Genomic DNA, 25993 nt, shown 5'->3' on the forward strand with positions numbered 1-25993 from the left:
CTGGCCGTTGCCGCTGCCATGCCCACGAGCCCGCCGGCCTGCCAAAGCCCCACGGCCGACGCACCGGCTTTCCGTCCGCACGCCGGTCAGCCACGCCCCGAACGACAATCTGACCCATGTCCCCTGAACCAGAGGCCTACACCGGCCAGACGCTGTGCAGCAGCGGATCGCGCTCCCCGCTGCGTGCCTTCCTGCGCACCGAGACCGGCGGCGCCGCCGTCCTGGTCGCCGCCGCGCTCGCCGCACTCCTCTGGGCCAACGCGGCACCCTCGGCCTATACGTCGTTCTGGGACACCCGCCTGTCCGTCCGCTTCGGCACGTACGGGATCTCGCTCGGCCTACGAGGGTGGGTCAACAGCGGCCTGATGACGCTCTTCTTCTTCGTCGTCGGCCTGGAGGCACGCCGCGAGTTCGACATGGGCGAACTGCGCGAACGCAAGCGGCTCACACTGCCGCTCGTCGCCGGGCTCAGCGGCATGATCGTGCCCGTCGGCCTCTACCTCGCCATCAACGCCGGCCACGGGAGCGAGCAGGGCTGGGGTGCGGCGATGTCCACCGACACCGCGTTCGCCCTGGGCGTCCTGGCCGTCGCGGGCCGCGGCATGCCGCCCGGGCTGCGGGTCTTCATTCTCCTGCTGAGCGTGGTCGACGACTTCCTCGCCCTCGGCGTCATCGCCTTCGCCTACAGCGACCGCATCGCCGTACCCGCACTCCTCGTGGCCATCGCAACCCTCACACTCGTCCTGCTCACCCGGCGACTCGGCGTGAACCACGGCAGCGTGGACGCGCTGCTGGGCGTCGTCGCCTGGATCGCCCTGCTCGAGTCGGGCGTGGACCCGGTCGTGATCGGTCTCGCCCTGGGGCTGCTCACCTACGCCTACCCCGCCTCACGCGCCGACCTGGAACACGCCAGCGGCCTGTTCCGCCTGTTCCGCGAGCAGCCCACCCCGGAACTGGAGCGGTCCGTCCGCGCCGGCATCGCCTCGGCAATCTCCCCCAACGACCGCCTGCAACGCATCTACCACCCCTGGACCAGCTACATGGTGGTCCCGCTGTTCGCCCTTGCCAACGCCGGCATCGAGATCAGCAGCCATCAACTGCAACGAGCCTTCACCTCGCCCATCACCCTCGGGATCCTCATCGCCTACATCCTGGGCAAGCCGCTGGGCATCGTCGGGGCCTGTGCGCTCACCACGCTCGCCTCCCGCGGTCGGCTGCGCCTCCCGGTCGGCTGGGGCGCCGCAACCGCCGGCGGCGCGCTGTGCGGGGTCGGGTTCACCGTTTCCCTGCTCATCGCGACCCTCGCCTTCCACGGCGCACGCCTCAACGAGGCCAAGCTCGGCATCCTCGCCACACTCGTCTGCTCCTTGCTGACAGCCCGGAGTGTCATCGCAGCGATCGGTCTACTGCCGACCAAGCTGCGGCTCCGGGCCCTCCTCGGGAAGGCGGAGACGATCGTCGACCTGGCCGTGCCCGTGGACCCCGACCACGATCACATCCGAGGACCACACCACGCCGCTGTCACCGTCGTGGAGTACGGCGACTACGAATGCCCCTACTGCGGGCAGGCCGAGCCCGTCGTCCGCGAACTCCTCGCCGACTTCGGAGACCTGCGCTACGTATGGCGCCACCTCCCCCTGACCGACGTGCACATCCACGCCCAACTCGCCGCCGAAGCTGCCGAAGCAGCCGCACGCCAGGGCCGCTTCTGGGACATGCACGACCTGCTGCTCAGCCATCAACAAGCACTTCGCATCGAAGACCTGCACGCCCACGCGGCCGCTGTCGGCCTGGACACCGAGCGCTTCGAACGAGACATGCGCGCTCACACCGGCGCAGCCCGCATCGCCGAGCACGTCGAGTCAGCCGACCTCAGCAGCGTGGCCGGCACCCCCACCTTCTTCATCAACGGCCGCAGACACCACGGCGCCTACGACCTCACCAGCCTCACCGCCGCCGTCCGCGCAGCCCGCGAACAAGCCTCCGTCACCGCCTGACGGACCACGGCATGGGGCTCGCCGGACGCCATCGGTCATGTGGCTCGCGCCGCAGCCCAACTCGCGGCTTGAGGGCTGGGTCCGTCACGAGTGCCATGGCGAGCAAGACGGTCGAGGATGCGCTGTTCCCGGGCCGGTGCCCGGACTGCCGGAAACAGGCGCGGCGCATACGTTCGAGCGGCACGGCCCGCGCCAGCACCGGCTGACAGGCCGGCTCCATCGAGATCGAGCTCGGCGTACGTCCAGCCGCGCGGCTGTGACGCCGCCTGCGGCTGATCGCGGGCCGGACCCGGCCGCTCAGGTTGTTGACGGCGCCAACAGCGCCGGAGCTTCGGCCCAGAAGCCTGCCAGGGCAACGCGCATCCGCATACGCGATCTTCAAACTAGTGCTTCGGGATCCGAGCGCGGCAGCGCTTGGCTGGGGCGTCGAAACTCCGGACAGATCAGTGCAGCGGTTGTGTGCTCGTGACCTTCGGAGCCCGGTCAGCGACCGAGCAGAGGACCGTGGTCTGCGCCGGTAGCGGCGATCTTGTCACTGTGGCCCATGACGAGGAGCTCGATCGCGCGGTGGAGCTCATGCGCGAGCACTCCGTGCGTCGCCTTCCCGTCGTCGAAAAGGGACACCCGGCGGGCATCGTCTCCATCGGCGGCGTGGTGATCGGACGTGACGCGCACTCGGCACTGGGTGACAACAGCGCGGCCAAGCCGAAACCAGTAGGACCGCGCACAGAGAAGCTTACCGGGCGGAGTTGTCCTGCACTCGCCGCAAACTCCGCCGGTGGCCGTGCTACCGGCTCTGGCCGTGTGGGGGGTGGTGTTCCGACGGCGCTGAGTCGTGGTGGTGTGCGGAGGCTTCTGCGACCTGCTTGAGGCCTGAGGTGGTGGCGGCGTCCCCGACTTTGGCCGGCTGCTCGTGCACGTGACCTTCGGGGTGATCAGGGCGGAAGTGGGACGGGGCCAGCCTGTCGCCGGCAGCGTGGCGAGGGGGCATGGCGCCAGTGCGTCCCACGGGGGCGGGGCCGGGTTCGGTCGTCATGGGTGCCGGACGACGTGGCGGCGTCGCAAGGGGTGCGTCTGCTCGGGTCGACGCCTCCGGCCTTTGCCCGGGCCGTGCCTGGGTCAGCCAGGCGACTGCCACGCCGGCGAGGGCGACTGGCCATTCCACCACCCCGGTCAGGCCAAGCACCGCGGCTCCGGTGTAAACCGCCATCCGGCGCCCTCTCGGAGGGACCGTTCCGATCCAGTCCAGTGCGCCGTCGGTGACGTTGCTGACCTGTCCAGCTCCGGGCAAGCGGCGGAGCCCGGAGGCGACGACACGCAACGGCTGAGGAAGATCCGACTGACTCGTCCTGACCTGGTTCATATCGAACTCCCTCCCCCCAGCTTCAAGTGGACGCATTCCGGCTTCCCCATGCCAGACCCGCTATGCGTGAGGAGCGTTTGTGCTTCCCTGAGGACATCCGGGCCACCCCGCTGGTGCGGAGCACGGCCAGGCCCATTTCTCCCTTACCGGTCCGCGCAGCACTGGCAGCTCGGTGCAGCGCCACGTGATGCGACGTGCTTTCAACAGGTTTCCCGGACGACGACTCGAGCGCCGGTGGAGAGGCGACCGGAGCGGCTGCCGGAGGCTCTCTCCGGCTGGTGCTGGAGCTTCTGGCCGGCCTGTCACCGACGGTTCTGGGCGAGCGATGCTGCGAGAGATATCCCGACCCGATCAGGGGGTACTCGCGACAACGGAGGTTCATCGTGTTCGAGGCAGGCGACATCCGTGAGTGGCGCGGTCATGAGGTGCTCGATCCACGCGGCCACAAAATCGGGGTCCTAGAGGCGGTATACGTGGAAACGGCGACGGACAAGCCGATCTGTGCCACGGTCATGACCGGCTTGCCCATTCGCCGGCGCCTGGTCTTCGTGCCGCTCGTGGACGCCACCGTCGGTCCTGGGTACGTGAAGGTCGCCTACGACAAGAACCTGGTCAAGAAGGCCCCCGCCATAGACCCCGACGGCGAGCTCCCGGCCTCGGACGAGCCAGCCGTCTTCGCGCACTACGCCCTCGACTACGCCCCGGGCGCGGGCGGCGAACGCCGCTTGGCCCGCCGCTGAACCACCGACGCCACCGGGAGAGTCGATGATTCTGTTTCTGCTCCTGATCCTCGCAGCCCTCGTACTGGGCATCGTCGGCTTCGCCACGCATGGCCTGTTCTATCTGCTGATCATTGGCGCCGTTGTGCTGCTCGCCGACCTCGTCTTCGGTGCGATCCGCTTTCGGCATCGCGGGCACCGGATCGCACGCTGAATGTGATGGGTCGCAGGGCGTTGACGGATAGGCGCGGGCTCGGGTCTGTCGTGGGCCCCTGACTGATCGTTTCGGTCGAGGCCGGCAGCCGGTGCGGACAACGGGCGCACTCGTCCGGACGCAGGCGCGGATCCAGCAGCCCGTCCGCCCGGCGCCCGCATCGCTGCACAATCCCGGCGCTGGTGAGTCACCCCTGGCTCTGATCCCACAACGACAACACCAGGCGACGATGCCGGCCGTACACGATGGCGATCCCTGGAGCAGCACCCTGTCTCCAGGGCACGGGGAACTGGCACCCGCGGCCGCGCCTGCTGCTCCTTGAGCAGGACGCGCCGTCCTACCCCAGCTGCCCAGTGGGCGCCGAGGCGGACCGGCGCGGCGAGCTCCATGGCCCCTTGTGACCTTCACCGAGTCCGTGTGCCTCCTGTACTGCGCCAGGGGCCGCAACGCACCGTTCGAATGCGCCAAGGCCCCCTCGGGAGGGGCTTCGCGGGGCGCCCCCTCCTCCTGGGACAGCTGCTCACGACCGTCGGTGGATCGTCCGCCAGGTGGGGGACTGCGTGCGGATTACGGTTGCCATTGTCGGCCGTGCCGCCGTGCTGATGCCGTCGAGCCTCATGCGTGCGTGGCGTGCGCTGTGGCATGGTCGGCGATCCAGCGGTCGACGCGGGCCCATTGGGCGAGCAGCCACCGGCTGCGAGCATCGTCGCCCGGCGCGACACGGCGTGCGGGTATGCGCCACCAGTGCGCCCGTACGCCCTCCCGTAGTGGCAGTCGGCTCCAGACGGTGCGCGCCGAGTGGAGGACTCGAGGCCTGTGTGGGCGACGAAGACCACGTCGGCGGCGGGGGGGGGTGAGCCGAGGTGCGATAGGTGTCGCCATGGCAGGCTTGTTGTCACTTCGCGTCGGAGCCTGGCTGTGTTCCGGCAACGCCGGTGCAGGCCAGTCACCTCGTACCGCACGGTGTGTCGGGAGGTGATGGCAGACCGGACGCTGTCCCCGAAACCCAGCATGGTGTCCCGGCGTTCACCGCCATCGGTCACAGGGCAGTGGCGGCGCGGACCAGCCCCGCGACCGCCGTTGAGCGGCTGTGTGGGGGCCAGGCGATGACCGTGGTGACGTGGGGGGCGTCGGCGACGGGTACGGCGGTGAGGCCCTCGCGCAGGCCGGTGCAGCCCGACTCCGGCAGGACCGCGCAGGCGCGGCCGAGGGCGATGAGCTGGGTGAGTTGCGTGTGGTCGCGCACCTTCGGTCCGGGGCCGTCCGGGAAGGTGCCGTCAGGGCGAGGCCAGCGGGGCAGGGGCAGATCGGGAAGGTCGGTGACCTCGGCGAGCCGCACGTGGGGGCGGGCGCTGAGAGGGTGGCCCGCCGGGAGGATCGCGACCTGACCCTCGGAGTGCAGGTCCTCGGTGTCGAAGCCCGCCGTGTCGTCGAATGGCCGATGCAGCAGGGCTACGTCGGCCCGGCCGTCGTGCAGCAACCGTGCCTGCTCGCCCGGTCCGCACAGCACGACGTCCACGGCGACGGCGCCGGGCTCGGCGGCGTAGGCGTCGAGGAGTTTCGCCAGCAGTTCGCCGGAGGCGCCCGCCTTCGCGGCCAGGACCACGGAGGGGTGGCCGGCCGTCGCGAGGGCGGCCCGGCGGGTGCGCCGTTCGGCGGCCTCGACGGCGTCCAGCGCCGCCCGCGCCTCCCGCAGCAGCACCGCCCCTGCCCCGGTCAGGGCGACACCCCGGCTGCCGCGCTCCAGCAGGAGGGTGCCCAGGCGCCGTTCGAGCCCGCCGATCGCCCGCGACAGCGGGGGTTGGGCGATGCCGAGCCGCTGCGCGGCCCGGCCGAAGTGCAGCTCTTCTGCGACCGCGACGAAGTACCGCAGCTCACGTGTCTCCACCCCGCCAGCCTAACCGGGACGGCCAGGAGTGATACCCGGGCGGTATCGCCGTCCACCCAGTCGGTCTTGGACGCCCTGCCCGGCGGGGGAGAAGTATCGATGTCATGAGTGAGACGAACACCGTGAACCACCACAAGGTCGCGCTGGTGACCGGGGCCAACAAGGGCATCGGGTACGAGATCGCCGCCGGGCTCGGCGCCCTCGGCTGGTCCGTCGGGATCGGCGCGCGGAACGAGGAGCGGCGCGAGGCCGCTGTGGACAAGCTGCGCGCCGCCGGAGCCGACGTGTTCGGCGTGCCGCTCGATGTGACCGACGATGCCAGCGTGACAGCGGCGGCTCGGCTGATGGAGGAGCGGGCCGGGCGGCTCGACGCGCTCGTCAACAACGCGGGGATCACCGGCGGCGGACCGCAGGAGCCCACCACGGTCGACGTGAACCGGGTACGGGCGGCCGTGGAAACCAACGTGATCGGCGTCATCCGCGTCACCAACGCCCTGCTGCCTCTGCTGCGCCGCTCGCCTTCGCCGCGGATTGTGAACGTCTCCAGCAGCGTCGGCTCCCTCACACTCCAGACCACGCCTGGCGCCGAGACGGGCCCCATCTCCATCGCCTACGCTCCGTCGAAGACGTTCCTCAACGCCGTCACCGTGCAGTACGCCAAGGAACTGGCCGACACCCCCATCCTGATCAACGCCGTCTGCCCCGGCTTCACGGCGACCGACCTCAACGGCTTCCGGGGAGTGCGCACCCCCCAGCAGGGCGCAGCCGCCGCGATCCGGCTGGCCACCGTATCGGCCGACGGGCCGACGGGCCGCTTCTTCGACGACGAGGGAGAGGTGCCCTGGTGACGCGCTTCCGGTTCGCGCCACGCCGGGTGCTCCGGTAGGCCGAGGCTACGCTCCGCTGTTGGCCTGGATCCAGGCGTCGATGATTGCGGCGGGGACGCGTCCTCGGGGAGGGAGGTCGTAGCCGTTGGCGCGGGCCCACTCGCGGATGACGTTGGTGTCAGTGGGGAGCGGGGTGGCGCTGGGGGTGGGGGTTGTTATGCGAGGGCCGGATGGGATGAAGGCGGTGGCCGCCTGGCGGAGGCTGTTGGGGAACTGCGGTACGTCGGTCTCTCCGCTCAGGACGGAGACGAGGAACTGGGTCAGGGTTCCGTTGAAGGTGAACCACTGCGGGCCGCGTGCTTCGTTGACGGCGATGGGCCAGGCGTCCGGGTCATCCTCCGGGTCCGTGATCCAGAAGAGGTGTTCCCCGTTGTCGGTCACGCCCATGGTGAACAGGCTCCGCGGATCGTGGGGGACGGGTCGGCCCGCAGCCTTGTCGCTTTGGAGTTGCTCCCGCATGGACGTGGGCGCAGGTCCGGTGAGGTCGACCCATTCCGTGACGCCGTGCGGGTGAAAGATGCGGATGAATCCGGCGAAGGCGCTCATGCGATGGCTCCGCACCCACAAACTCACTCGCCCCACCGACCCCAAGGGCCAGCGACGATTCAGCCGTCCCACTCACGACTTCGGCGACGCCGACCCGCTGCTTCAGCCGGTATTCAGCAACAACTACCACCTTCGCCGGCTGAGGATCTTCCTACGCGTCGCCGGCTACCCGATGTTCGCCACCGCCTGCGACAAACACGGGCTCAGCCGAACTGCGGTCGACTTGGCCTTCAAGCAGCTGGAGGCGGATCTCGGCGGTCAACTCGTGGAGCGCGCGTCCAAAGGCCGGTCCATGCAGCTCACCGAATTCGGGCGGCGTGTAGCCCGGGCGGTCCTTCCCCTGGCCGACCGACTCGGAGGCCGCCCCGAAGAAACCGAACGCCTGTGCCAAATTCTGGGAAATTCCCGGCGCGTAATGTTACCGATTGGCACCCGGTTGCCATGGGATGTCGCCCCGTGCGCAATTGGCCGCGCGAGCCAGAATGAAGAGCAGATCCGAGAGTCTGTTCAGATAGTGAGCGGTGGTCTTGTTCATTGTGTCGCCATGCTGCTCGATCGCGATCCAGGTCGAGCGTTCGGCGCGGCGCACCACGGTCCGAGCCAAATGCAGGTAGGAGGCTCCTCGTGATCCTCCGGGGAGGATGAAACTGCGTAGCGTCGTCAGCCCCTCGTTGCGCCGATCGCACTGTTCCTCAAGGAACCGTATGTATGCGGGCTCAACTCGCAGCGCGGGTGCGTTGGGGTCAGCCCCTTCGAGGGGAGTGCATAGATCTGCTCCCACATCGAATAAGTCGTTCTGAATGCGTAACAGGAGAGCAGAAGTCTCCGCGTCGAGTTCTCCGACAGCGATGGCCAGGCCGATAGCGGAGTTCGCCTCGTCCACATCTGCATAGGCGGCGATTCTGCTGTCGGTCTTGCTCACCCTGCTCATATCGCCGAGCGCAGTCGTTCCATCATCCCCGGTCTTTGTGTAAATGCGGGTGAGGTTCACCATTTTTGTCTCTCCCTGATGTAGGTCAGGCTTCAAGGGCTGCGACCATGGCACCCAGCTCGCGCACGTGGTCTGCGGCCAGCGCCCCGCGCTTTGGATCAGGGGCTTCCGAGAGGAAGACGAGCGCTAGCATCACGGCGGCGTCCAGTCGGCAGACGAGTAGTTCCTTCCCACCTTCCGGCGGGGCCTGGCAAACGGTGTCGTAACCCGCTCTCAGAGTCGCCATGTCGAGTTCGTTCTCCGCATACAGCGCGTACTCCACCAGTCGTCCGAATTCCATCGCGCTGTTGCCGGGCAACGCGTTCGACCAATCCAGCAACGCGGTGATTTCGCCGTCCTCGCGGCGGATGTTGTCGCTGCGGACGTCGAGATGCAGGAGACTGTTCCCGGAGACACCGGCGAGCAACCGGGCGAGGTGGGCGTGGCCCGGCGGCTTCGGCCAGTCCATGACATGACAGCCCACTTCGGCCCATCGGCGCTGGATGCGGGTGGCGATGACCTTGGGGGTGGACATCCCCTCGGATGCGACGAGATCCAGGCGTGGTGGTGGCAGAAGATGAAGGCGGGCGAGGAGTTGTCCTAGGGCGAAGCAGTCGAGGGGCGCCCCGTCATCGGGGACGTACCTGGACAGCAGGACGTCTGGGGATGATGAATCGTCCGAGAGGAAGAGTTTCACAGGCTCCGCCACCGGAAATCCGTGAGCGGCCAGATGCCGAGTGATCCGGTATTCCTGCACCAGCAGCGCACGTGTGTCCACGGCGGGGTCATTGGCGTTGGAATCGAAACGCCTGTGGGCCACCCGGAGAGCCACGGGGTCTCCGTCCCGGCTCCGCGCCCGGTAGACGGAGAACTCCAGCCCACTGCCTGCAAGCGTTGGGGCGTCGATTCCCCAGCGCTCGGCGAGCTCAGTCAGTGTGTCCAGTCGCTCACTCATCGTGTGTCTTCTCGTCTACCTTCTCTTCTGTGTTTTTGCCGGTGGCTTCGTCTGTAATCTCCATCGCCTGCCGGTCGCCACCTGTCCGGTCGCTCCTCAGCAGGGTGGGAGCGACGAGGACGGACAGCACGAGGAGTACCGCCCCGCCCGCCGCGAAGGCCGTCCTGGGACCTGCCGCGTCGGTCAGCGCGCCGAAGAGCAGTGCGCCGATGGGCATCGTGCCCCAGGCGAAGAGGCGGTACACGCCCGTCGCACGGCCCAGCAGCCGGTCGGGAATGAGTCGCTGCCGCATGGAGACTGCTACAACATTCCACACCATCAGGCCTGCCCCGGACGCGGAGTAGGCGACAGCGACCACATAGGAGCTGTCGGTGGCGGCCACGCCCAGCCCGGCCACACCGATCAGGGCCAGACCGCCGAGCAGAGAGGGAACCCGGCCGACCATGCGGCTCACCCGGCCTGCGACCGCGCTTCCGATCACTCCTCCCGCGGCCCCGGCCGCGACGAGCACCCCGTATGCGGCGGAGGGCAGCCCCAGTACGTCACGGACCAGGATGACGAAGACGGCCACCTGGCCGAGGAAGACGGCGTTGATCAGCCCGGCGGTGACGGTCAGGGCGCGGAGCAGCGGGTCGCGCGCCACATGGCTGACCCCCTCCCGGATCTCGGCCAGCAGCCTCGGCTCGGCCCCGGAACGGTCGGGCAGCGGCCCGCGCACGCCCCGCAGCAGTGCGGCGGAGACGACGAAGGAGAACGCGTCCAGGAGCAGCGGGACGGCCCGGCCCACCGCGAAGAGAACGCCGCCCAGGAGATGACCCAGCAGGTCACGCCCCAGGTTCTGGACGGCGAACAGTCGGCCGTTCGCGGCTTCGAGGCGGTCCTCGGGGACCACGCTGGGCAGCAGAGCGAAGGAGGCGCAGTCGAACAGTACCTCCCCTACGCCCAGCAGCAACGCGATCACCAGCAGCGGCCAGAACGTCAGCCAGCCGCAGGCGAGCAGGGTTGCCGCGGCGATCAGCGCACCGGCGCGCAGCAGATCGGCGAGCACCATCAGGCGGCGGCGCTCGAACCGGTCTGCGTACGCCCCCGCTGGGAGACCGAGCAGCAGCCACGGCACGGTCGTGGCGGCGGTGATCACGGACACCTCGAAAGCGTCGCGCAGCAGCGCCGCTGACAGCAGGGGCAGAGCGGCGAAGCGGATGCCGTCGCCGACCGCTGAAACGGCCGCCGCGGCGATGAAACGGTGGTATCCGGAGGCGGAACGGAAGGCCGGGCTTGTCGTCAACGCCGCCGCCCGGAGGAGAACACCGCGCACCGGAGTTCGGCGGTGTAGCGCCGGGCGCCTGTCTCCAGCCAGCGCTGGTCGCGGCCGGGCAACATCTCGGAGATCTCCAGCGTGCCGTCCGTCTTCCTGGCCAGCCGGCACAGTTGGCGGACCAGCAGCGGTGCGTCCCAGTCGACGTAGAGCGGCTTCGGTTCACCAGGAACCTTCACGAAGACTTGCTGCGGCAGACCGTGTTCGGCGCGCAGCCGGCAGATGGTGAGGAATTGCGCGGCGTCGTCGGCCGTCACTCGGTCGCCCGACAGGGCCAGACCACGCAGGCGGGCTGTGGGGATCCGCCAGGTTTCCCTGTGGAGCACCACACGTCCGCAGCGGATACGGGGAACGTGGTCCAGAGCTGAGGCCCGCAGTCCGACTCCGCCGAAATGCCGGGGAAAGGAGAACGGCGAGAGCGGGTCCTGGACGATGCTCGGCCCTCCCGCCGGAGGCGCCATGAGACGCAGCCTGCCCTCGACACCCCGCGCACGCAGTTCGAGCCGGCCGTCCCGGACGACCACGTACAGCTGCGACGGTTGCAGTACCTTGTCACGGGTCTGCGCGGACCGGCCGTAGACCTCAAGGTCATAGCACGGGTAGCACAGTTGGGTGGACGTCTTGTCGGGGTGTCCGCGCGACAGGTTGACGAGGACTTCGTCATCGTCGAGGAGCGAGAGATAACCGCGGTACACCTCGGGAAGCAGTTGCGGTGCCGTTTCCTGGACCAGCGGGCCGAAGCTGGTGTGGGTGATCACCTCGCGCACAGCATGGCAGTCACCGATCACGGCCGTGAAGTCACCCCGTCGCAGCGCCTCCTGGCTCGTCGCGGCGAAGAGGATGTCGGGATTGCAGACTGCGGCGGGAGAGTCCGGATAGGCGCTGAGGACTTCCTCCACCCGTTCGCGGGGTATGACGACCTCCCGCCGCTCCGTGTCGTCACCCAGCACCGCGCCCGTCATCGCCTCGTCCAGGTCTGCCAGTTCGGCGTCCACGACGGCGCACTCCGCCGCCAGGCGGTCCCGGTCGTCGAAGAAGTCCGCGTACAGCCGATCCAGGTCCACCTCGGTACCGGTACCGAATCGGTCTGTTACCCAGCGGGTGAGGATCGCCGTCTCCCGTCGCATACGGAGCCGGGGTCCGGCAAGTACGGTGTCGTACACGATCGACAGCTCGTCCGTGATGAAGCGGGCGATGTCCGGCCCGATGGTGAGATCGCGAAGCTCGCCGTGGGCCTCTTCGAAGAGGATGCTGCGGTCCGCGTAGTGCAGGCCGCTGTTCCGGTTGGCCGGGCTCCTGGTCACGCTTTCGAAGCGGTGCTTGGCGTCAGAGAGCAGCGCCGGTCGCTGTGCCAGGGGCAGTGCGGAGAACCGGACCAGGTCCTGTTCGAATCGTGTGATCACATCCAGGATCTGACGCGCGGGCTCCACGGCGGCCGGCAGCATGTCGCGCAGTGCGGCCAGCGGCTGGGAGCCGCCGACCGGAATCTCGAACTCGGCGATCACCCATTCCCGCTCCGTCAGTCGCCGAAGCACCTCGTCGAACAACGACTGATGGCGCGGTCCGTGTCGCTCGGACCATTCCGCGCGCAGTTCCAGGACCGTCCGGTCGCCGTTGCAGCGCTGCCACAGCCACTCCTCCGACGGCGATACCTCGGCCCCTCCCAAGTGCTGGAAGTCCCAGTCGATGTCCAGCCCGTCCCGGGTGGTGAACGCGTACAGGTCGATCCGTCCGTCGCGCAGGAACGCCAGCGGACGTCGGCGCGGTCGCACATGGTCGCCGAGACCCGGTGTCTGTCCCGCTGCCGCGGCGAGCCGTTCGGCGGCCCAGTGGGCGAAGTAGGACCGGCGCTCCAGCGGTTGCCGCGGCACCCAGGCGATGCCCGGGGTGTCTCTGACGACGCGGCCCACGGCGATCGGTCCGAAGTGCGAGTGTGTCTCGTTCTTCGTCGTGACGCGCTGCAGGTACATCGCCAGCAGGTCGGTCATCTTGCGGGTGCGCGGTCCGGCTTCACCGTGAAAGGAGTCCAGCCAGGAGCTGAATTCGGGGTAAGCGGCATCGTTCGACAGCAGGAGTACCTGCCGCAGCGAGGGATCCGAGAAGGTTTCGGTCACCGCGAGCCTTGCCGCGGCCAGTCGCTCGCGGTGGCGGACGGCGAACGCCGCCCACCGGTCCCCGAGTCGGATTGCGGCCTCCTGGTAGTTACGCAGCGTGGCGCTCGCGTCGTTGGGCAGGCCGGCGAGCGCCCCGTTGAGTTCGGCCTCGGGGACCGGCCGCAGCTGGCCCGCCCGCGAGGACAGCTGCTGGCCGCCCGTGATCTGGTGCTTGCGCAGAAGCTTCTTCACCTCGTCCGCCAGCCCGGCGAGTCGGTCTCTGGAGTCGAGGAGCGACATGGCCTCTTCGGCCGCGTCCGGGGCGAGGAGCGGGTCCAGCAACTCCATCGGATAGCCGGCCTGGCGGAGCACGACGACCGGCACGAGGCTCCAGGCGCGGCCCACCTCTGGCGGCCGGCTCGCGGCGGCGGCCTGGGAGTGGGGGTCTGATGGGGTCATCACCGCGGTCATAGTTCCGCCTCGGGCTTCAGTGGGGTGGGCCGTCGGTCGCACAGAGCGTCGAGGACAGCCATGGGTTCCGGCGGGAGCGAGGGCAGCCTCCCGGGGGCGGCCACCCACGACTTGACCCGGACTCCGTGATAGTCCGAGCCGGCTGTCGCCGCCATGCCCAGGCTGGCACAGATACGGGCCAGCCCGGCGCTCTCGGCCGGGGTGTGCCAGCTCGTCCACACCTCGAGCCCGGCCAGCCCGGCGGCGACCAACGGTTCGAGCAGCGCTCGGCACTGCGCGCTGTCCGAGACGTCCAGGACGCGGGCGGGGTGGGCGAGCACCGCGACGCCACCCGCGTCGGCGATCCAGGAAAGGACGTCCATGATGTCGGGCATCCAGGGCTCGGGCACATGGAGGGGCCGGCCGGGGCGGCACCAGTCCGTTGCGAGCCGCTCGTGTTCCGTGGGACCGTACTCGGCGAACCGGGGGTCGTCACGCGCTGCCTCGGCCAGCAGCGCCAGGTAGTCGCCCGGGTAGGCAATCCGGTCACCGCCTATTCGCTGTGCGATGTCCTCCCAGGTGAGCGGCACTCCGATGTGCCGCACCCGCTCTGCCCAGGCCCGCCACCAGTCCAGGTCGGCGTCGTGTATCCGCTGAAGCTGTCGCTGGAAGCGCCGGTCGGCGGGATCGATGAAGTAGGCGAGGCAGTGCACTTCCTCGCCCCGCCATCGGGCCGTGACCTCAGAGCCGGGCACCACCGTCATGGACCGGCCGACCGTCCCGGTGAACTCCGCGATGCCCGCCATGGTGTTGTGGTCCGTGACCGACGCGACCCGCAGTCCGGCGGCGAGACAGCGTCGCGCCACCTCGGCGGGGCTCTCGTCACCGTCCGACCGCCGGGTGTGCAGATGCAGGTCGACCGGTCCGGCAAGGATCGCCGGTACGCCGGGCATCACGGATTCCCGGGCGGAGCGAGCCGCCGGGTGAGGGAAGGATCGCGTCGCCTCACCTGTCCCCCCGGGGGCCACCGGCGCCACCGTCCGACCAGGGGGCGAGTCCGCTCGCGGCACTCTCGGTGCGGAAGAGGAAGTTGAAAAGCAAGTGGGCGGCGATCTGTGCCGTGCTGCCGGACGGGTCATAGCGGGGAGCGACCTCGGCGATGTCCACGGCACCGACCGGAAGGGCCCTCAGCTCCTCGTAGATGTCCAGGAGAGCCCCGGTGTCGATGCCGCCCATGGTCACATGGCCGGTTCCGGTGGATACGGCGCTGTCGAGCACGTCGATGTCCAGGGACACGTAGACGGTGTCGCACCGCTCGCCCAGGTGCTCGATCACGGGCCGCAGTGCTGTGGCGGCGCCCTCCTTGAGGATCTGGACTCCGGGGACCACGTGGAAGCCTTGTTCGAGCAGGCCGCGGAACTGGTCGTACTTCGTCACATCGCCGACGCCGACGAAGGCGATGTCCTCGGCCCGCACCCCCGGCAACTCACTGATCCGGCGTGAGTTCGATCCGTGGTAGAGCGGTCCGTGCAGTGTGCTCCAGTTGCCGAAGTCGAAGTGGTGATCGATGTTGATGAACCCCACCCGCTCCGCTCCGCCGTCGAGCCGTCCGGCGCGGAAGCCGGCGAAGGTCGGGAAGGTGGCCGAGTGGTCGCCGTTGAGGAAGATCAGATGCGGGGCAGCCTGGCTGAGCCGTCGGCTCTCGGCCGCGACCGCCTGGAAGGTACGCACCGTGTTGGTCGGGTAGACGTGCAGGTCACCGGCGTCGGCCACCTTGGGCGCCCGGTAGCGGAAGGTGTGCCCGCTGCGTGTGTCCAGCATCCGCCATTCACCGAGGCTGGTCAGATAGCTGGAGAACACGAGACTTGCCTGCCGGATGGCCCTGGGCCCTTCCGCGGCCCCCGGGCGGGAGCTGGCGGTGGCGTCGAAGGGAACGCCGGACACCACCCAGCCGTTCGTGCCGACGTCCACCTGTGACATCGAGGTGGCGGGGGCACCGAACAGCGTGGCGACACCGGCCCATCCCGGCAGTGGGTCCGTCTCGAAGTCCTCAGGCTTGACGCTGTGTTGCAGTGCCTCGAAGTCCGGAAGCTGCTGGGTCATTTCGTCTCCCCACGGGCTGAGATGAGCAGGTCAGGGGCAGGCGTACGGACGATGCGGTGGGCGGCGGCGATCTTCTCCTGGAAGAGCTCCCAACTCCGCTCGGGAGTCAGGTGCTGGGGCCGGTAGACGACTGAGGCGTCCTCCCGCCAGTTCGCGAAGTCCCAGTCGAAAATGCGCTCACGCAGCCGTGGAAAGTCGGGAGTGAGCGGATAGGGGACGAAGTTGTAGAGGTTGAACAGCCACAGGGCCGAGCTGTTCGCCTCCAGCCATTCGATCGTCTGGGCGTGTGACTGCTCGCTTTCCTCGTCGAGTCCGCCCATCATGTTCAGCACGACTTTCAGACCGGCGTCGCTGAGGGTGTGGATCTTCTTGGTGTAGTCGCTCAGGCCGCGTGACAGTTTGCCCAGACGCTTCAGCATCTGGGAGTCTGCCGACTCGAAGCCGAGTTCCACCGCGACGACGCCCAGTTCGAGCATGGCCTCGACGACCCAGTCCTTCACCTGCATGACATGCGTCTGCGCGATGAACCGGTAGCCGGGACGGTCACGGAACACCTCCAGGAGGTTTTGGACCGCTTCTCTCGACTGGCCGAACGTCTTGTCCCCGATATAGATGAGCCGGGTGTCAGGGAACCGGTCAGTGATTTCGTCCACCTCGGCGGCCAGGGCGTTCTTGTCCACAAGAATGAGCTGTTTGCTCCAGGCGTCACCGCAGAACGCGCAGTCGTAGAGGCAGCCGTGGCTGGCGTTGAGCCTCAGCAGAGGCACTTTCCCGTTGAAGCCGTTCAGATGCCGGTAGTCCGGCGCCCAGGTGATGCGGGATGCGGACAGGCCACGCTCCACAGGCTTCTCCATGGCACCGCCGGTCCCGGCCGCCAGACCAGCGAGCCTGCGCACGAATTCGGCGTCGAGCTGCCCCCGGTGCACGATGTGTACGGCGTCCTTCGGTGCCAGCGGAGCCATGTTGCCGCCGAGAACAACGCGCCGCCCGGCGGCTGCCAGCCGCTTCGCGATGTCGAGGGCGAGCCGGAAGTTCTGTGCCAGCGGTGACATGAGAACGAGGTCTCCGAGCCCCGTCGCGTGCAACAGCGGGTCGCAGCAGGCTTCCGCTTCGGCCGGAACCTTCGAAAGGTCGCTGAAGGTGGAGTCGATACCCGCAGTGTTGAGCAGAGCGGTCAGGTGAGCCACCCATAAGGGAATCTCCCATAATCCGTCCGACGGGATGAAGTACTCGGGGAGGAAGTCCCGGAACGTCCGGTCGTAGTCCTCGTAGTACTGGGAGAGCCGTGGGTCGGGGTCGTGTGTGGAGGGGAAGGGCAATTGAACGATGCAGCTCCTGAGCATGGGTGTCCCTCACGTCGCTTGGGTGGCTGATGTGACGATGAGTCGGAGGGGATGGAAGTAGGGAGAGGGAAATCGAAACGCGCGGCGGTTCGCCGGCAGGCCGGTCTGCGCGCCGTGAAGTCGGCGGTCCCGCGCCGCCGGTCAGAAGGCCCGTCAGGAGGTCAGCCGACGCGCCGTGAGAAGACGGCGCAACGCAGCTCGCTCGTGAACCGCTGTCCGCCGATCTCAAGCCACAGCTGCTCCCGAGAGGGCAGCATCTCGCTGAAATCGACGGGCAGATCGGTCTTTCGTACGAGGCGGAAGATCTGCCGCACGAGGAGTGGCGATTCCCAGTCGACGTACACCGGCTTGGGCTCACCGGGAATCTTCACGAAGCCTTGTTCGGGCAGGTCGAAAGCACGCCGGAGCATGCGCCCTGCCGCGAACTCGGCCGCGTCCCCGTTCCCCCGGTGCACGCCTGGGCTCCAGCCCCGGAACGCCTGCGCGGGGATCCGCCGGCGGGCCCGTTGGAGGACCACCCGACCGCACCGGATCCGGGGCAGGCGGTCGTGGTCGGCGGCACCCAGACCGATGCCGCCGAAGTGGCGGGGGAAGGCGAAGGGTGACAGCGGATCCTGACGGATGCTGGGGCCTCCGGCGAGCGGAGCCAGCAGCTTCAGCCGCATCTCGGTACCCTGCGCGCGTAGCTGGGCCCGCCCGCCGCGAACGGTGACGTACAGCTGCTGTGGCTGGAGCACCTGGTCCCGGGTCTTGGCCGAGAGGCCGTAGACTTCAAGGTCCGGGCAGGGATACACCAGTTGTGCGCCCGTCTTGTCCGGATGAGCCCGAGCGAGGTCGAGCAGTAGTTCGTCGCTGTCGAGCATGTCCTGATATCGGGAGTACACCTCATCGAGCAGCTCCGGTGCCTCGGTCTGGATCAGTGGGGCAAAACTGGAGTGTGTCAGCAGCTCACGCAGACCGTGGCAGTCGCCCACGACTGCCAGAAGGTCCCCGCGAGCCAGTGCGCCGGCGTTCTCGGAGGCGATCATGACGTCGGGATTGCACAGCGCGGGCGGTGAGGACGGGAAACGGGCGAGGAACTCCTCCAGACGCTCCCGGTCGACGACCGCCTCGTCCGTGCCTTCCTCATACCCGTCGAGGAGCAGCGCGGTGATCTCGCGGTCGACGGCCGTGATCTCCCGATCGATGTCCTCGCACTCGCGGGCGAGTTCCGGTCTGTCGGCGTAGAACCCGTTGTAGAAGTGCTCCAGCGGGACGTCCACCTCCGCGCCGAAGCGGCGTTCGACCCAGCGGCCGAGGACCTCCAGTTCCCGGCGGACCCGCAGCCGGGGGGCGAGCAAGGCAAGGTCGTAGACAATGGTCAGCTCGCGGCTGATCAGGTCGGCGATGCCCTGGCCGATACGCAGATCCCGGACGGGCCCGTGGGCCTCTTCGTACAGGATGCTCCGGTCGGCGTAGTGCCTGCCACCGGCGCGGTTGGCCGCGGCTCCGGTGACCTGGTGGAAGTGTTCCTTCATGCTGGTGAGCAGGGCCGCGCGGTTCGCCATCGGTGCGGTGGCGAACTCCTGCAGCATCGCTTCGAACCATGCCGCCGTTGCCAGATCACGAGCGCCATCGGCCGTCCGCGGCACGTCCGGGGACTGCAGATGCTCGGTCAATACGCGCAGCGGATACGGGCAGCCGATGGGGATCTCCCAGCGACCGACCAGCCAGTCCTTCTCGATCAATTCGTTCAGGACGTCATCGAACCCCCGTAGCGGCGCATCACCTTCGTCTTCCCGCAGGTGCCAGGCCCTACGCAGTCGGGCGACCGTGCACTCACCATCGCACCGTTGCCACAACCACAGTTGGTCGTCATCGAGGGTAGCGGTCGCCACCGGCACGAAGCGCCAGCCGTCGGGCATCCCCGTCACCGACTCGAACGCGTACAGCGCGAGGCGTGAACCCTCCGCGAACGCGAGCGGCCGCCGCCGGGGCCGCACTTCCTCGAACGCCTCAGGACGACGGCTGAATGTCTCGGCTAACTGTTCACCCGCCCAATGCGTGAGAAAGGCGGTCCTGCGCAATGGACCAGCAGCCCAGGAGATACCGGACGTACCCGGCGACACCCGCGCCACGCCCAACGGGCCGAAATGGGAATGCGTTTCGTTCTTTGTTGTGACCCGCTGAAGGTACATGGCGAGCAGATCGGTCATTCGCCGCGCCCTCCCGGGCGATCCGCCACTTCCCCTGTCGATCCAGTCCGCGAACTCGGGGAAACGCGCGTCGTTGGACAGCAGCAGGACCTGTTTCAGCGCCGGATCCCTGAAGAGTTCCTGCACATTGTGGCGGGCCCGCGCAAGCCCTTCGGTCATGTCACGTTCGAACTGGATCCACATCCGGTCCAGACCGAGCGCCGCGTCCTGGTAACGCTCGACGATTTCCAGAGCTGACGGCGCGAGGTCGGCCCGCAGCCGGGCCAGATCCTGATCCCCGAAGGCTCGGAGCATACCCACACCCGAGGAGATGTCCCCCTGGCTGCCCACCCGAGCCTCGCGCAAAGCGGCCTTAACCTCCTGCGCGAGATGACGAGCCGCGTCGGCACGGGTGAGCAAAAGGTCGGCCTCTTCGGCCGCCGAGACATCGGCGAACCGGTCCAACAAAGCGACCGGGAAACCCGCGTGCCGTAACAGCGCGACCGGTACGAAGGACCACCCACCACCGACGTCTGACGTGCCCTCGTGCATGTCCTCGTCCCGTAACCGGTTGTCGCTGCTGCTCGCCCCGCTGGTACCCACTCCCGATCTCCCTGCCCCCGTTGGCGAAATTGTGATCGAGCCGAGATGTCACGGTAGTCACGGTCGTGTGGAGGTTTCAATGGTGTACACAACGACGACATCGAGTTCACGCCAGTAACGCGCGGTCCCCGCCCCATCGGCCAGCCGCCTTGACTGACCGGCCCCCGCCCCGTGCTTCACAAGTCCGGCCTCGCGTGTACGGGTTCAGGAAACGCCAGACGCCCAAACCCTTCGTCGCCGCGTGCGATAAGTCCATGCAAGCCGAGAATCTTCCCCTACATCCCAAGTAACCCTGCCCGAGGACGGTGCGCACGGGCGTTCCGGCCCGTGCCCGGTGCGGATCTTGGAGGAATCTTCACGGAGGGCAGTATCACGAGGGACAAGATCGTGAGACAGAAGTGCCGTGTCCTCTAAACGAGACAGCTGGAAAAGCCCAGGTCGTCAGGGGAACAAGTCAATTCGAAGGCGGGCCTACAGCTCGATCCACACCACGGCGCTGCACGAGAACACCGTCGCCGCCTCCGCGCTCTACAACGAGATCGTGGCCGCTGAGGTCTGCGAGGCGCTGGGGCTGGCGACCGAGCCGCACACCGTCACCCCGGGGCGCCGGCCGGTGATGGAGATCGCCGGGGTGCCGCACGAGCTGATCCGTTGGACCTCCCGGCGCAGCGACCAGATCGCCGCCTGCCTGGCCGAGCTGGAGCACGAGTACGTCACTGCCGTCGACGACGGTGAGCCGAAGTTCCTGCCCGTGGTCTCCGAGCGGGCCCGCGCCAAGCTGAACCAGATCGCCGCCCGCAAGACCCGCCCGGCCAAGAAGAAGACCCGGCCCCTCACGCGGCTGCGTGAGGAGTGGAAGGAAAGCGCGATCCGCACCTCCGGGGTGGCCGCCGACGTCATCAACGCTCTCCTCGAGTACGCCCGTGCCGCGGCTGCGGCGATCCGGGCCCGGGTCGCCGCCATGGTCGACGTCGCCCTGGCGGCCCTCGACGTCACCGCGACGGTGTTCGTGATGAACGACGGCGGCCGCTTCCACCGCCGACATCTGCTCGCCGAAGCCCGCCGCCACCTCGCCCTCGTCCTGCGCGGCCGCCGCCGCGACCCGGGCCTGGACGACCAGATCGTGGCCGCTGCCATCTCCACTCACTGCCTGGACATCAGCGAGCCGAAGACCGTGCGCGGCCTTGAGTCCGGCTACCGCCTCTACACGGCACGGTGGGCGCTGTCCGACCTCCCCGCCCGGCGGCGCTCACCAACCGCCGCGCCCGCCCCGGACCGGCAACCCCCGGCCGATCCCGGCGCGCCGGCTGTACCCAGGGCCCCGGACCAGACAGTGGGGGAGTGGGAGATACCCGCCTCCCGTTGCAGTACGAGCGGGCCGTCCTCGCCGGCGCGGTGGACCGCGAGAAGCTGCGCACCACCACCGCCGTGCGGGGCCGGGCGTACGACGTCGTCGCACACCAGCAGGCGGCGATGCCCGAGCAACTGCTCGCGCCTCCGGCCGCCGACTCTGAGCACGGCGACCAGGAGCCGGAGACCGAACCCCGGGAGGCGGTCGACCTGACGGCGCTGCGGGCCTTGCGGGAGTCCCGCACGGACGTGGAAGCCCTCGATCTCACGGCCGAGCGGCTGCGCCACCTCCAGGTCGCGTTCACCAAAGCGGCCGACGTCTCCGGCGCTCGCACGGACCGCTACGCCGAACAGGCCGATCCCGATCGAGGGCACCCGGTGCGCTCGAACGACCAGCAGGTGCACCGCCCGCAGGAGCCCGCACCGCACCGCGGACGGGAGGCGGGTCACTGAATGGACCCGGCGGCGCGCACCCGGGGCAGTGAGCCTCCGCCAACTTGTAGCCGCAGGTCAAAAGGCTGGTGTGACGGTCGTTCGGAGTGCTCACGCTGGTCGCGGGCGGCAGCCTGCGGGGTAGATCGTCCGGCAGCGGTCGACTTCTAGGATCGTTGGCACGAGTAAGGCGGGGAGGACCCCGGCTAGCAGACGCACCGAGGAAAGCGACACCACCACTTGGGGAGGCGCATGCCCATGGGGCCGGTCATCAGCGGAAAGCAGACGTGCCTTGTCCCCACGTCCGAGGCCGACCTCGACCTGCTCGCGCGCTGGTTCGCCGACCCCGAATTCGTGGAGCACTGGGGCGGGCTGCCGATGCCGCGTGAGGAAGTCGCTGCCAAGTACGTAGGCCGGCGCCGCCCGCAGGTCGAGTCTTTCCTGATACACGCTCAGGGCGTACCCGTCGGCTACGCGCAGTACTGGCATGCCGGCGCTGATGAGGGCGGAATCGACATGGTCCTGGCCACCGAGGCACGAGGCCGCGGACTGGGACCGGACGCGGCCCGCGCACTGATCACCTACCTGTGCAAAACGCTCGGGTGGCGGCGGGTGACGGTCGACCCCTCGGCGACGAACATTCGGGCCGTGCACGCGTGGGAGAAGGCCAGCTTCCAGCGCATGGCAGGTGAGGGAGAAATCCTGTCGATGGAGTACTGGCCCGCACCATGACGGATTGGCTTCGTAACTGACGTGCGACACCGTTTATCACCGAGTCCGGGCAGCACTTGATGATCACAGGGCCGGAAAATGTCGATGAGAACTGACACCGGTCAGGTGCTTACGTCCTCGGTGGGGAACCGGGAGGAGGCGCTCTACCGGCGGACCGCCGCGATCAGTCCGCCGGGCCGCTCCTCGCGCTGCGGCGGGGTGCTGATCGGGCGGCCGTAGGCGGCAGCGCGCTCGCGCACGGTGTGGCTGTCGGCCTCCCAGCCGTGCCCGGCCAGCCAGCCCACCGGGTCGTCGGGCATCTCCGAGAGCCACATGGACGCCGCCGATCCTGGCACGGCGTCCGCGGCGAAGCGCTCGATCACGCCGCGCGAGCCCAACGTCAGCCCCATCCAACTGCCTGCCGCCGACTGCGCGCTGATCCGGGCCAGCAGCAGTTCCACCGCGTCCTCGGGCAGATAGATCAGCAGTCCTTCGGCGATCCACACGGTCGGCACGGTCGGGTCGTGCCCTGCGGTAGCCAGCGCGGCTGGCCAGTCCTCCCGCAGATCCACCGCGACGGTGATCCGCTCGCAGCGTGCGACGGCCCGCTCCTGGCGCAGCACTGAAGCCTTGAAGTCCAGTGGGGCGGCGGTGTCGACCTCGAAGAGCCGGGTGCCCTCGGGCCAGTCCATCCGGAAGGCCCGGCTGTCCATGCCGGCGCCGAGCAGCACGACCTGCCGGACCCCGGACGCGGAGGCCTGCTGCAACAGGTCATCGAGGAACTTCGTCCTGATCACGATGGAGAACGCCACGGCCAGCCAGCGGCGGCGCGCGGCCTCGTCATCGGGCAACGGCGGCGAGGAGGGCCACAGTCCGCCGGCGGTCGCGAAGGCCTGTGCCAGCGGGTCGCGGAACAGCGCGTTCTCCCGCTGGCTCTCCAGCGCCCGCACCCGGGCCACCCCCACCGCCGTGGCCCACACTCCCGAGGGCTGCACCCGCTCCTGCTCATCAGTCACCGCGCCAGCCTAGATGATCGATTCCAAGGGGAGCTGATGAGTGGAGCCAGGTTCATGCGCGCGCCGCCAACGGGCCGCTCCACCGCATCGGCCCCACCCGGTACGCACCACTTCCGTGCCGCTGGCCGCACCGGTGCGCACCACCGCACCGAGTGGATGCGCACGCCCGCTCCTGGAAGCCCATGGTGTTCATCTCCCAGCCTCAACAGCCCGTTTCCGCACACGGGAAGACGTCGCCAGGTTCCTCGAACCCCAACAAAACCAAGATCAAACCGACGTGTTGATTCCCGGCAAGCCCTAAGCCGATGCCCGACCAGGCGAAGGAGCCGAACGAGGTGATCCGTACGTGCAGCTGTGATCATTGAACCGCACAGAGAGCCCCTGTCAGGCTCCGGACCGGCGGGGGCTTCGTCGTTTTCTGCCGGCCCGTTGCCAGCGCATGGGAGGGAATGGCCAATTCCACGCCTGGAACCGGACAAACAACGTGAAGTTCGCGCCACGGATCTTGTGTGGCGTCCGTGAACGTATGAGGGTGGCCGGTGACCGACACGCGTTCGATTTTTTTAGGGGGAAAATTGAAGGCACGTTTTGTCGTCCCGCTTCTCGCGGCGGGGGCCCTGCTGGTGCCGGCGGCCACGGCATCGGCCACCACCGATGACGGTTCGGGGAGGGCTGTCGCGAAGGCCTCTTCCGTGTACGTGTGGTGCACCTTCCTGGGTGAGAAGCCGTTCCAGGTCACCCATAACGGCCCTCTGTTCGCCCAGGGCCACTACACGGGCTGCTCGACTCCGCCGCCGGACAAGTGCCGGGCTCAGGTCGATCTTCAGCGGCTCGAAGCCTACGACGGGCACTGGCACGCGGTGAAGCACAAGGACAGCGGGTGGACGAAGTGCAGCGGGCGCTTGACCACCCCGGGGCTCAAGTGCGTGCATGATGGCCACAAGGAGACGTACAACACGCAGGTGACGTTGCAGGTCGAGTACCACGGACGCTTCAGCGAACCCGGAATCGCGGACTCGCACAACACCGTGATCGACTGCTGAAGTCCGTTCACCCGTAACGGCCTGCCGGATCGATTCGGCAGGCCGTTTTCGGTGTCGGTCGCACAGATGAAAGTGAGACAGTATGCACGTTCATTTCGAAGCCGTAGACCCAGAGAAAATGATCAGGTTCTGGAGCAGCATCCCGGGCCATGGTGAGTACAGCGTTGGGGAAGCGGAGTCTCCGGCTGTGCTGCCCGTCGTCACTGTCCTCGTCGGAACGGTCGCCGAGCAGGTTCAGACGCTGATCGCCAAGGGCGCCTCTCTGGTGGAACTCCATGACCCTCAGGAAGCCCTGATGACGGATCCGGAAGGCAACAGGTTCAGGGTGGTGCTCGACCCCGATCACGAAGCATGACGTTCTCCAGCGTGGATGCGGCCCGGCGTACGGCACTCGCCCTTCAAGGGCGCCGCATGGACGATCCGGTGTCGGGCGCCTTCGCCGTCACCGACGTCGAGGCCGAGGGAACCTGCTGGCCCATCCAGGTCGCCTTCTCGGCGGCCAGCCCGGAGCACGGCGACCAGGAGCCGGAGGCCGGACCCCGGGAGGCGGTCGACCTGACGGCGCTGCGGGCCTTGAGGGAGTGCCGCACGGATGTGGAAGCCCTCGATCTCACGGCCGAACGGCTGCGCCACCTGAAGGACGCGTTCACCAAGGCGGCCGACGACTCCCGCGCCCGAGCGGACCGCTACGCCGGCCGGGAGGATGCCGGCGCAGTGCGCCTGGTGTGTTGAGCGACGCTGAAGATGTGCACGAAGGCGACGTGCTGGTTGCCGACGGGACGGGATGAAACGACCCCGGCGGCCGTCAGGCCGCCAGGGTCGTCGTGAACGCGGTGTCGCTTTCGTCGTCACTCTGTCGCGTGTGTCTCGGTGATGGCGAGGCGGGTGGAGGACTCGTCGACGATGCTCTTCTCGTCGGCGAACGCGGCGATGAGGGACTGCAGGGCGATGTTGTTGACCGAGCGGGGCAGGCCGCGGCTGGTGAGGTGGATCAGGTCGACGGCGTCGTCGGAGAACAGCGGGTCTGAGCGGCCGGCGATGGTCAGGTGGTGCTTGATATAGCTGGCGGTCTCGTCCTTGTCCATGGTCGGCATCTGGTAGCTGATCGAGATCCGCTGGTCCAGGGCCGCCAGGACGCCGTGCTTCATCCGCTTCCGCAGTGTGGGCTGCCCGATCAGCAACACCGCGAACGGCGTCGTGGAGTCCATGTCGTAGTTGGTGAGCATGCGGATCGCGTCCAGCTCGTGGTGGTCGAGGAGGTGCGACTCGTCGATGACGACGGCGGGGGTGCGTCCGCGCTCGTCGACCTCGGCGGCCAAGGCCGCGGACGCCTGAGCTGCGAGAGCGGCGGACTGGTATTTCGGGGTGCCACCCAGGCTGGTGACGATGCGGTCATAGAGGCCGCGCATGCCGACCTCGGGGTTGGGCTGGTAGATCACGGTGAAGCGGGCCGGATCCAGCGAGGCGACGGCGCCTCTGAGGGCGACGGTCTTGTCCGCGCCAACCTCGCCAGTCACCACGCCGATCGCCTTGTTGTTGATGCACCACGCGATGCGGGCCGCGGCCTCGCGGTGGGAGTTGTGCTGGTGGAGCATGGACGCGGCCAGATCGCCTCCGGCAACAGCACGTGCGTGACCTGGCAGCCCGAACACCTCGACCGGCGAGGACGTACGAAGAAACGGGTCCCAAGATCACCGCGCACTTCCCGCGGCCGACCCACCTCAGACTGCCCACCAAGATCGACACTCATGTCCACCGCGAGTGTCGCCGGCCCCCGCCTTCGTACTCATACGGAGAGTCGTCCAACAGGTGGGTAGCTTG

23 protein-coding genes and 1 pseudogene are annotated in these 25993 nt (G+C 68.4%); 12 read left to right on the top strand and 12 right to left on the bottom strand.

Features of this window, described 5'->3' with window-relative positions; all coding sequences use genetic code 11:
• Positions 1 to 116: 116 nt before the first annotated feature.
• The 4 genes from nhaA to ABB07_RS39105 all read left to right on the top strand — a co-directional run bounded on the left by nhaA (position 117) and on the right by ABB07_RS39105 (position 4293).
• Positions 117 to 1997 (top strand): Na+/H+ antiporter NhaA, encoded by a 1881-nt coding sequence (gene nhaA / locus ABB07_RS39090; protein ID WP_208903143.1) that lies wholly within the window; start codon positions 117 to 119, stop codon positions 1995 to 1997.
• Positions 1998 to 2573: 576 nt separating this feature from the next.
• Positions 2574 to 2867 carry a CBS domain-containing protein gene (locus tag ABB07_RS41340; RefSeq protein ID WP_244189835.1) on the top strand — a complete coding sequence of 98 codons (294 nt, stop codon included), beginning with the start codon at positions 2574 to 2576 and terminating at the stop codon, positions 2865 to 2867.
• A gap of 876 nt (positions 2868 to 3743) precedes the next feature.
• Positions 3744 to 4100, top strand: a complete 357-nt coding sequence (locus tag ABB07_RS39100; protein ID WP_208903823.1) for a PRC-barrel domain-containing protein — start codon at positions 3744 to 3746, stop codon at positions 4098 to 4100.
• A gap of 25 nt (positions 4101 to 4125) precedes the next feature.
• A complete protein-coding gene (locus tag ABB07_RS39105; protein WP_208903144.1) occupies positions 4126 to 4293 on the top strand; it encodes a hypothetical protein in 168 nt (55 codons plus the stop codon).
• A 1039-nt stretch (positions 4294 to 5332) separates the two neighbouring features.
• Here the strand turns inward: ABB07_RS39105 and ABB07_RS39110 are convergent.
• A complete protein-coding gene (locus ABB07_RS39110) occupies positions 5333 to 6181 on the bottom strand; it encodes a LysR family transcriptional regulator (protein WP_208903145.1) in 849 nt (282 codons plus the stop codon).
• Between the two features lie 104 nt (positions 6182 to 6285).
• Between ABB07_RS39110 and ABB07_RS39115 the strand changes: the two genes are divergently transcribed.
• A complete protein-coding gene (locus tag ABB07_RS39115) occupies positions 6286 to 7029 on the top strand; it encodes an SDR family oxidoreductase (protein WP_208903146.1) in 744 nt (247 codons plus the stop codon).
• A gap of 45 nt (positions 7030 to 7074) precedes the next feature.
• Here ABB07_RS39115 and ABB07_RS39120 read toward each other — a convergent pair whose 3' ends face one another.
• Positions 7075 to 7614 (bottom strand): Lsr2 family DNA-binding protein, encoded by a 540-nt coding sequence (locus tag ABB07_RS39120; RefSeq protein ID WP_208903147.1) that lies wholly within the window; start codon positions 7612 to 7614, stop codon positions 7075 to 7077.
• A 172-nt stretch (positions 7615 to 7786) separates the two neighbouring features.
• On the opposite strand from ABB07_RS39120, the pseudogene ABB07_RS42145 reads away from it, so the two are divergent.
• Positions 7787 to 7870, top strand: a pseudogene (locus ABB07_RS42145) (hypothetical protein); the annotation flags it as partial.
• Positions 7871 to 8032: 162 nt separating this feature from the next.
• Here ABB07_RS42145 and ABB07_RS39130 read toward each other — a convergent pair.
• From ABB07_RS39130 to ABB07_RS39165, 8 genes are all read right to left on the bottom strand, one after another.
• Positions 8033 to 8608 (bottom strand): cob(I)yrinic acid a,c-diamide adenosyltransferase, encoded by a 576-nt coding sequence (locus ABB07_RS39130; protein WP_208903148.1) that lies wholly within the window; start codon positions 8606 to 8608, stop codon positions 8033 to 8035.
• Between the two features lie 22 nt (positions 8609 to 8630).
• Entirely contained in the window at positions 8631 to 9539 is a 909-nt protein-coding gene (locus ABB07_RS39135; protein ID WP_208903149.1) for a phosphotransferase enzyme family protein, read from the bottom strand.
• Positions 9532 to 10824 carry an MFS transporter gene (locus ABB07_RS39140; RefSeq protein WP_208903150.1) on the bottom strand — a complete coding sequence of 431 codons (1293 nt, stop codon included), beginning with the start codon at positions 10822 to 10824 and terminating at the stop codon, positions 9532 to 9534. Before ABB07_RS39140 ends, ABB07_RS39135 begins: the two co-directional genes overlap by 8 nt.
• The gene (locus ABB07_RS39145; RefSeq protein WP_208903151.1) at positions 10821 to 13460 is read right to left on the bottom strand and encodes a lantibiotic dehydratase; all 2640 of its coding nucleotides are present in this window, start codon (positions 13458 to 13460) and stop codon (positions 10821 to 10823) included. Before ABB07_RS39145 ends, ABB07_RS39140 begins: the two co-directional genes overlap by 4 nt.
• Positions 13415 to 14350, bottom strand: coding sequence for a PHP domain-containing protein (locus tag ABB07_RS39150; RefSeq protein WP_208903152.1), 936 nt, complete (start codon positions 14348 to 14350; stop codon positions 13415 to 13417). Before ABB07_RS39150 ends, ABB07_RS39145 begins: the two co-directional genes overlap by 46 nt.
• 52 nt (positions 14351 to 14402) lie before the next feature.
• Complete coding sequence (locus ABB07_RS39155) at positions 14403 to 15500, bottom strand: arginase family protein (protein WP_208903153.1); 1098 nt, start codon at positions 15498 to 15500, stop codon at positions 14403 to 14405.
• On the bottom strand, positions 15497 to 16843 hold the full coding sequence (locus ABB07_RS39160) for a B12-binding domain-containing radical SAM protein (protein WP_208903154.1): 1347 nt from the start codon (positions 16841 to 16843) through the stop codon (positions 15497 to 15499). The genes ABB07_RS39155 and ABB07_RS39160 overlap by 4 nt, the downstream gene beginning before the upstream one ends.
• 161 nt (positions 16844 to 17004) lie before the next feature.
• The gene (locus tag ABB07_RS39165; protein ID WP_208903155.1) at positions 17005 to 19620 is read right to left on the bottom strand and encodes a lantibiotic dehydratase; all 2616 of its coding nucleotides are present in this window, start codon (positions 19618 to 19620) and stop codon (positions 17005 to 17007) included.
• A 403-nt stretch (positions 19621 to 20023) separates the two neighbouring features.
• Here ABB07_RS39165 and ABB07_RS39170 point away from each other — a divergent pair, with 403 nt between their 5' ends.
• The 3 genes from ABB07_RS39170 to ABB07_RS39180 all read left to right on the top strand — a co-directional run bounded on the left by ABB07_RS39170 (position 20024) and on the right by ABB07_RS39180 (position 22134).
• Positions 20024 to 21184, top strand: a complete 1161-nt coding sequence (locus ABB07_RS39170; protein ID WP_208903156.1) for a relaxase domain-containing protein — start codon at positions 20024 to 20026, stop codon at positions 21182 to 21184.
• Between the two features lie 35 nt (positions 21185 to 21219).
• A complete protein-coding gene (locus ABB07_RS41350) occupies positions 21220 to 21423 on the top strand; it encodes a hypothetical protein (RefSeq protein ID WP_244189697.1) in 204 nt (67 codons plus the stop codon).
• A gap of 231 nt (positions 21424 to 21654) precedes the next feature.
• On the top strand, positions 21655 to 22134 hold the full coding sequence (locus ABB07_RS39180) for a GNAT family N-acetyltransferase (RefSeq protein ID WP_208903158.1): 480 nt from the start codon (positions 21655 to 21657) through the stop codon (positions 22132 to 22134).
• 143 nt (positions 22135 to 22277) lie between these two features.
• Here ABB07_RS39180 and ABB07_RS39185 read toward each other — a convergent pair whose 3' ends face one another.
• On the bottom strand, positions 22278 to 23129 hold the full coding sequence (locus tag ABB07_RS39185) for a class I SAM-dependent methyltransferase (RefSeq protein ID WP_279617416.1): 852 nt from the start codon (positions 23127 to 23129) through the stop codon (positions 22278 to 22280).
• A gap of 539 nt (positions 23130 to 23668) precedes the next feature.
• Between ABB07_RS39185 and ABB07_RS39190 the strand changes: the two genes are divergently transcribed.
• From ABB07_RS39190 to ABB07_RS41355, 3 genes are all read left to right on the top strand, one after another.
• Entirely contained in the window at positions 23669 to 24172 is a 504-nt protein-coding gene (locus tag ABB07_RS39190) for a hypothetical protein (protein ID WP_208903159.1), read from the top strand.
• A gap of 118 nt (positions 24173 to 24290) precedes the next feature.
• Positions 24291 to 24527, top strand: coding sequence for a VOC family protein (locus ABB07_RS39195; RefSeq protein WP_208903160.1), 237 nt, complete (start codon positions 24291 to 24293; stop codon positions 24525 to 24527).
• Positions 24524 to 24904 (top strand): hypothetical protein, encoded by a 381-nt coding sequence (locus ABB07_RS41355; protein WP_244189698.1) that lies wholly within the window; start codon positions 24524 to 24526, stop codon positions 24902 to 24904. Before ABB07_RS39195 ends, ABB07_RS41355 begins: the two co-directional genes overlap by 4 nt.
• Before the next feature lie 116 nt (positions 24905 to 25020).
• Here the strand turns inward: ABB07_RS41355 and ABB07_RS39205 are convergent, their stop codons facing one another.
• Entirely contained in the window at positions 25021 to 25767 is a 747-nt protein-coding gene (locus ABB07_RS39205) for an ExeA family protein (RefSeq protein WP_208903161.1), read from the bottom strand.
• Positions 25768 to 25993 lie beyond the last annotated feature (226 nt).

Origin of the sequence: Streptomyces incarnatus (assembly GCF_001027185.1) — a bacterium.
Lineage (GTDB): Bacteria > Actinomycetota > Actinomycetes > Streptomycetales > Streptomycetaceae > Streptomyces > Streptomyces puniciscabiei.